The sequence below is a fragment of the Pantoea sp. SM3 genome, from assembly GCF_000963995.1.
Lineage (GTDB): Bacteria > Pseudomonadota > Gammaproteobacteria > Enterobacterales > Enterobacteriaceae > Pantoea > Pantoea rwandensis_B.
The window spans coordinates 254010-260944 of sequence record NZ_JZRD01000017.1 but is presented as its reverse complement, the minus strand read 5'-3'; the positions used below and the strand labels follow the sequence as shown (position 1 = coordinate 260944).

General features: G+C 55.9%; 7 protein-coding genes. All 7 read right to left on the bottom strand.

Annotation, left to right across the window (positions count from 1 at the left end; translation table 11 throughout):
• Positions 1–125: 125 nt before the first annotated feature.
• Positions 126–1025, bottom strand: coding sequence for a lipid kinase YegS (yegS, locus tag VI01_RS11940; protein ID WP_038645902.1), 900 nt, complete (start codon positions 1023–1025; stop codon positions 126–128).
• A gap of 232 nt (positions 1026–1257) precedes the next feature.
• Positions 1258–2625: a tRNA 5-hydroxyuridine modification protein YegQ gene (gene yegQ, locus VI01_RS11935; protein ID WP_045815264.1), complete on the bottom strand. Its 1368-nt coding sequence runs from the start codon at positions 2623–2625 to the stop codon at positions 1258–1260.
• 140 nt (positions 2626–2765) lie between these two features.
• Positions 2766–3473, bottom strand: coding sequence for a two-component system response regulator BaeR (gene baeR, locus VI01_RS11930; RefSeq protein WP_045815263.1), 708 nt, complete (start codon positions 3471–3473; stop codon positions 2766–2768).
• Positions 3474–3476: 3 nt separating this feature from the next.
• The gene (baeS, locus tag VI01_RS11925) at positions 3477–4868 is read right to left on the bottom strand and encodes a two-component system sensor histidine kinase BaeS (RefSeq protein WP_045815262.1); all 1392 of its coding nucleotides are present in this window, start codon (positions 4866–4868) and stop codon (positions 3477–3479) included.
• Positions 4865–6271: a multidrug transporter subunit MdtD gene (gene mdtD / locus VI01_RS11920; protein WP_045815261.1), complete on the bottom strand. Its 1407-nt coding sequence runs from the start codon at positions 6269–6271 to the stop codon at positions 4865–4867. Before mdtD ends, baeS begins: the two co-directional genes overlap by 4 nt.
• 16 nt (positions 6272–6287) lie before the next feature.
• Positions 6288–6686, bottom strand: coding sequence for a type II toxin-antitoxin system VapC family toxin (locus VI01_RS11915; protein WP_045815260.1), 399 nt, complete (start codon positions 6684–6686; stop codon positions 6288–6290).
• Complete coding sequence (gene vapB, locus VI01_RS11910) at positions 6686–6919, bottom strand: type II toxin-antitoxin system VapB family antitoxin (RefSeq protein ID WP_045815259.1); 234 nt, start codon at positions 6917–6919, stop codon at positions 6686–6688. Before vapB ends, VI01_RS11915 begins: the two co-directional genes overlap by 1 nt.
• Positions 6920–6935: the final 16 nt, after the last annotated feature.

Here is a 6935-nt window from a genome sequence, read left to right as displayed (position 1 = left end):
CGTTACCGCCTGCACCCCAGACTGTGTTATCGCCTGCATCCCAGACTGCGTTACCGCCTGCAACCCAGACTGCGTTACCGCCTGCAACCCAGACTGCTTATCATCCGGCTCTCAACTGACAAACATCACGCCAGCAGTGGGCACTGCGGCGGCAGACGGCAGCTCAGCGCGCCTGGCATCACTTCAATTTCAAATTCGCTGCCGGTCAGCGGCTCGCCATCCAGATTAAACGTCATCTCATGCGGGGAACGAATGCGTAGCGATTGCAACTGCGCCGAGACAATATTCGGGTTCTCATCATTGCGCGTCAGCGAATGCAGCAGCGTTGGCAACAACTCCTGCGCAGTCACAATACTCAGATTCAGCTGCCCATCATTGATCAACGCATCCGGACACAACTTCTGCCCGCCACCCGCCTGACGACCATTACCAATGCCGATCACCAATGCATCGCCTTGCCACGCAAAGCCCGGTCCGCTGATCTCACAACTATCCGGCTTCAGCGCATCCACCCGCATCAAACCGTGAATAAAGTACGACACGCCGCCCAAAGCCGATTTCAATTTCTCCGGCGTCTCCGTGGTGATACGCGTGCCAAAGCCACCGGTCGCCATATTGATAAAATAGCGATCGCCATTCACGCGCGCCAAATCAATCGCGCTGGCTTTGCCCAACACCGCCAGACGCAGTGCCGGTTCCATCTCCGCTGGAATACCGACGCTGGTGGCGAAATCATTGGCCGTGCCAAGCGGCAGAATACCCAGCGCCGGACGTTGCTCTTCAGCCACCGCCGCCAGCGCTGTGGCAATCTCATTGATGGTGCCATCGCCGCCACCGGCGACCACGGTTTCAGCCTGCAACGCCACCGCTTCCTGCACGTAACGGTCGCCGTCGCCCTTTTCCCAGGTCACGCGCACCGCCAGATTAAAGCCTTCCTCACGCAGCGTATTAACCGCCGCACGCAAATCTTCATTGCCCGCGCCTTTTCCATTGAGGATCAGCAGCGTCAGTGGTTTGTTTTGCATAATCAGTTCCTTGAGGCGAAATACGATGCAGTGGTTATAGCATAGCTGGACGGGGAACTTTATCGGCGGGCGATGAAAAAAAGAAAACCCGCACGGGGGAGCCGGGCGGGTGAATGAGGTGGTTCCTGGTACTACCTGCTGTTTATTGTTACTCGTTAGCAGCAGGCGGGATTCTAAAGCGAGGCGCAGCGGCGGTCTGTGATCCTGTTCTAACTTCGCGCCTTTCTTTTCATTATGTGCGCTTTTTTCCGTGCGGATCGTAGGTGCTATTGCCATCAGTAAAATTACGCATCAACAAGGCAAAGGCCAGATCCACCGATTTCGGTACCGGGATCCACACGCGATGCCCATCGCCCGGTGCCACCTCCACTGCCGCGCCTTTATCATTTTGCATCGATTCCAGCGTACAGTTCAGATTGCCCTGCGGCGTCATGATCTCCACGGAATCCCCGAGCAGAAACTTATTCTTCACCGCGATCTGCGCCCAGTCACCGCGACGCTCACCGGTAAATTCCCCGACAAACTGCTGGCGTTCGGAAACGGAGAAACCCTGCTCATAGTTCTGATAACTATCATGAGTATGACGACGCAGGAAACCCTCGGTATAGCCGCGATGCGCCAGACCTTCCAGCGTCTCCAGCAGCGCCGGATCGAACGGCTTGCCGGCTGCCGCATCATCGATGGCGCGACGATACACCTGCGCGGTGCGCGCACAGTAATAAAAAGATTTGGTACGGCCTTCAATTTTTAATGAATGCACACCCATCTGGCTCAGGCGCTCGACGTGGGCCACCGCGCGTAAATCCTTTGAGTTTATGATGTAAGTGCCGTGCTCATCTTCAAAAGCACTCATCACTTCACCAGGCTTCATCTTCTCTTCTAACAAAAATACGCGGTCGGTCGTCGCGCCAACACCCAGCGTAGGCTCCTGCACCTCAACCGGCTGATGGAAACCGACAATATTGCCCACCTCATCCTGTTTGCCTTCTTCTACTTTATATTCCCAGCGGCAGGCGTTGGTGCAGGTGCCCTGATTGGGATCGCGCTTGTTGAGATAACCCGACAGCAGGCAGCGGCCGGAATAGGCCATACACAGCGCGCCGTGCACGAAGATCTCGATCTCCATCTCTGGCACCTGCTGGCGAATTTCTGCGATCTCATCCAGCGACAGCTCGCGCGACAAGATCACGCGGGTCAGCCCCATCTGCTGCCAGAACTTCACGGTCGCCCAGTTCACCGCATTCGCCTGCACTGACAGATGAATCGGCATCTCAGGAAAGGCTTCGCGCACCAGCATAATCAGGCCGGGATCGGACATGATCAGCGCATCGGGCTGCATCGCCACCACCGGCGTCAGGTCGCGGATAAAGGTTTTCAGCTTGGCGTTATGCGGCGCGATGTTCACCACCACGTAGAATTTCTTGCCTAGCTGGTGGGCTTCTTCAATGCCTTTGGCCAGCACTTCGTGGGTGAATTCATTGTTGCGTACGCGCAGGCTGTAGCGCGGCTGACCGGCATACACCGCGTCAGCGCCATAGGCAAAGGCATAGCGCATATTCTTCAGCGATCCCGCTGGAGAAAGGAGTTCAGGTTTAAACATGGGGGGAAATCTCACTGATGTCAGGTCAGCATGCCATCGGCGATGGCAGGTGCACGAGCCGCATCAAACGGCCCTGCAAAAGGTGGGGAATTGTAGGCAGGGCCGCCGCTGAAGTAAATTGATCTACATCAAGCTAAGCGCTACATCAGGCGACAGACGTCCGCTTCCCAGCGATAACCCATGCCGTACACCGCGCGAATAAACGGCTGTTCCGCATCGAGGTTTTCCAGCTTACGACGCAGGTTCTTGATATGACTATCGATAGTACGGTCGGTGACCACGCGATAATCGTCATAAAGATGGTTCAGCAACTGTTCGCGCGAGAACACTTTACCCGGCTCCAGCGCCAAGGTTTTCAGCAAGCGGAATTCAGCAGGGGTCAGTTCCAGTTGCTGTTCACGCCAGCTGGCCTGAAAACGTCCTTCATCAATCAGCAGATGCGAGGCGAGTTGCGCCTCTTCCGGCGAACGTTTCACGCGGCGCAGAATGGTTTTCACACGCGCCACCACTTCACGCGGGCTGAAAGGCTTGCAGATGTAATCGTCTGCGCCAATCTCCAGCCCCAGCAAGCGGTCAATCTCCTCGGTGCGCGCGGTGACCATGATGATCGGCAGCTCAGAGAAACGGCGGATCTCGCGGCAAAGCGTTAAGCCATCACGGCCCGGCAGCATCAAATCCAGCAGCATCAAATCTGGCGGCGAGTGCTGCACATAGCCCAGCACCTCATTGCCATCCGCAATATGATGAATGCGATAGTTGGACGCCTGCAGATAATCAATCATCAGCTGCGCCAGTTTGGGTTCATCTTCAACAACAAGGATCAGTGGATCGTGATTATCCGGGCTCATAAGCTATTTCTGGTGAGGAACATATGGCAAGTTTAGCGCGATTTGCAGCCCACCTAAATCAGAGTGATCCGCAGAAATGCTGCCGCTGTGTGCTTCAACAATGTTTTTACAGATCGCCAGACCCAATCCAGAGCCGCCGCTGGCGCGATTGCGTGAACTTTCAGCGCGGAAAAAACGCTCAAAAAGATGTGCCTGATGCTCAGCGTCCACGCCAGGCGCGCTATCCGCAAAGCGTAACTGCCAGTATTCGCCGTGTTGCTGCAGGCTGACCCGTACTTCGCCACCGGCATCCGTGTAACGCAGGCTATTCTCCAGCAGATTCGTGAACAACTGCATTAATCGATCGGGATCGCCAAAGCTTTCCGCTTTGGGCGGCAGCACAAGAGTGAGCGTCAAATCCCGGCTGCGATAGCGCTCGCCGAAGCTGCCCGCCACCACTTCCAGCAGATTCACCACATCCACCGGCTGTTTACGATAGGCGAGGGCGCCCGCGTCAGACAACGACAGCTGATGCAGATCGTCCACCAGTTTGGTCAGCACCACCACTTCGCTCTGCAGTGAGGTGATGGCTTCCGGCGTCAGCTTGCGCACACCATCCTGCATCGCTTCCAGCTCACCGCGCATGATCGCCAGCGGCGTGCGCAGTTCGTGGGAGATATCGGCCATAAAAGCGCGGCGGTTACTTTCGTTCTTCTCCAGCGAACTGGCGAGCTGGTTAAAATCACGCGCCAGCTGGCCGATTTCATCACTGCTGCCCACTTCCACACGTGTGGAAAATTTACCTGCCGCCAGCTCGTGGGTGCCATCCACCAGCCGTTTCACCGGGGCCAGCAAGCCACGCGCCAGCAGCCAGGTGACCAGCGCCGCCAGCAACGTGGTGAGCGTGACGATCATCCAGCTGGTACGCCGCTGCTGCAGATCAAAGTTGATATCGGTGCTGCGTGTTAACCGCTCAGCGGGCGAGGCGATCACCCAACCCACCACTTTGCCCGTGCTGGTGGTGATGTTGCGACGGGTGCCTTCCGGCGGCACCGGCGAGTGCGGTCCGGACAACACTTTATACTGCTGATCAATAATCCAGAATTGGGTGCGCCAGCCGTGTGGCGGTAGCTGCGTACTGCTGCCGGGATTTTGTTCCATCGAACGCAGAATGGTAAAAATCAGCCGATCGTTGTTCCGCAGGAAATCCCAGTCGCCGTGCTGCTCGTACTGATCCGCCAGTGCATCGCTCAAGAGGGTTAAGCGTTGCTCATTGCCCTTTTTGATGTAATCGACAAAGCCATGCTCAAAGCTGAGGCGCACGCCCCAGTGCATGGTGATAATCACCAGCATGCAGGTGGAAAATATCGCCACAAACAGCTTGGCGCCAATGCCGAGTTTCACCGGCTGCTTCATGCTTTTCTCCTGCCTCTGAGATCCACGTTCTTACTCACATCTTTGGGTACGCGCCAGAACACCAGTGCCGGCAACACAATCACTAACGCCATGCACAGATAGGTATAAATAAAGGTTTGATGCGCGGCGGCGCTGTTGGTCACGGAACCGTGTGCGAAGGCACCCAGCAGTAATCCGGCCACCGTGACGCCAATACTCATCGACAGCTGCATGATCATCGAGAGCAGGCTGTTGCCGCTGGAGGCCAAATCATCCGGCAACTCTTTCAGCGTTAAAGTATTCATTGAGGAGAAGCGGATGGCATTCACCATCCCTTGCAGTAGCAGAACCACCGGCAGCATCCACACCCAACCGAGCAGCGCCACGGCCGGGAACAGCAACACCACCAGCGCCAGCGCGACTGTCGCACCGACCAGCGCATTACGGTAGCCGAACAGATTCACGATGCGCACCACCACGCGTTTGGTGCCCATGTTGCCCAGCACCATCGGGATCATCATCAATCCGGCGTGGAATGGGCTGTAGCCGAGGCCCACCTGCAGAAAGATCGGTGTCATAAACGGCAGCATGCCGCTACCGATACGGCCGGTGAAGCTGCCGAGCAGGCCAATCGAATAAATACGGTTGTCGAACAGCTTGAGGCTAAACAGCGCATTGTCGTTATTGCGGCCGTGCATCAGGTAGAACAGCAGGGAGAACACACCGACCAGAATCAACAGGCCGAGCAGCAGCGGGGAACCGCCGGTGCTGCGTTGGCCGTCGAGCGCCAGCGTCAACGTTGCCATGCCAACCGCCAGCAGCACGAAGCCGAGGAAATCAAAGCGCTTGGTTTGCATGGTGTAATTCGGCATCAGCATCAGGGTGGCAATCGCACCGATAATCCCCACCGGAATGTTGATCAGGAAAATCCAGTGCCAGCTAGCGTACTGCACCAAAATCCCACCCAGCGCCGGGCCAAGCAGCGGACCGATTTGCCCGGGCGTGGTGACAAAGGTCATCGCCGACATGTACTGTTCGCGCGGCACGATTTTCATCACGGTCAAACGCCCCACCGGCACCATCATTGCACCGCCCACGCCTTGCACCACACGCGCCATCACCAGTTGATCGAGTGAGGTGGAGAAGGCGCACAGCACCGACCCGATGCTAAACAGCACAATGGCGCAGAAGAAAATGTTGCGCACGCCGAAGCGATCCGCCAGCCAGCCGCTGATTGGCAGTGTCACCGCCACCGTGAGCACATACGACACGATCACCGAATGCATGTTGAGTGGGCTGACGTTGAGGTCGCGTGCCATCGAAGGAATGGCGGTATTCACGATGGTGGTATCCAGCGCCTGCATAAAGAAGCCGAAGGCGACGATCCACAGCTGCCAGCGCACGGTGGCGTTTTGCGAGTTCATGGAGAGTACCGTTGTATTAAAGCCAGTTTTCGCTGATTAACCCGTTCACCCGTGAAAATTCGCGCAGGTTGTTGGTAATGAGTGTTAGCGCTTCACTTCTCGCATGTGCAGCGATGTGCAAATCATTCAGACCAATGGGTGTGCCTTTCTTTTCAAGCTCAGCGCGGATCGAGCCGTAATGAAATGCTGACTTTTGATCGTAACTGAGCACGTCCAGACGCGAAATGAAGTCTTCAACCGTGCGTAAATTCCTTTCAGGAAAAGCACTTTTTTCCGCGCCATGAACGAGTTCAGCAAGCGTAATTGAAGAGATGACCATGCGCCCGACGTTGGCATTAAAGCGTTCTAAAACCTCAATCGGGCGGCGTTTGATGACATAGATAACGATGTTGGTATCCAGCATATAGCGATGCATTAAAAATCTTCCCTGTCAGATTGCTCCTGTGACGCACGTTCATTCATAAAATCATCGCTTACGCTGGGGCCATCGAGGAAAAAGCTATCCCAGGCGTTTTCTATTGGTGTGAGAATGCGCTCTTTGCCAATCGCACGCACCGTGACATTTTTCACGTTGTCTGGAAAGCGCATGTCAGCAGGAATACGCACGTTTTGCGTACGATTATTGGTAAACACGGTACCTTGAGACATATAAACCTCCTTCATA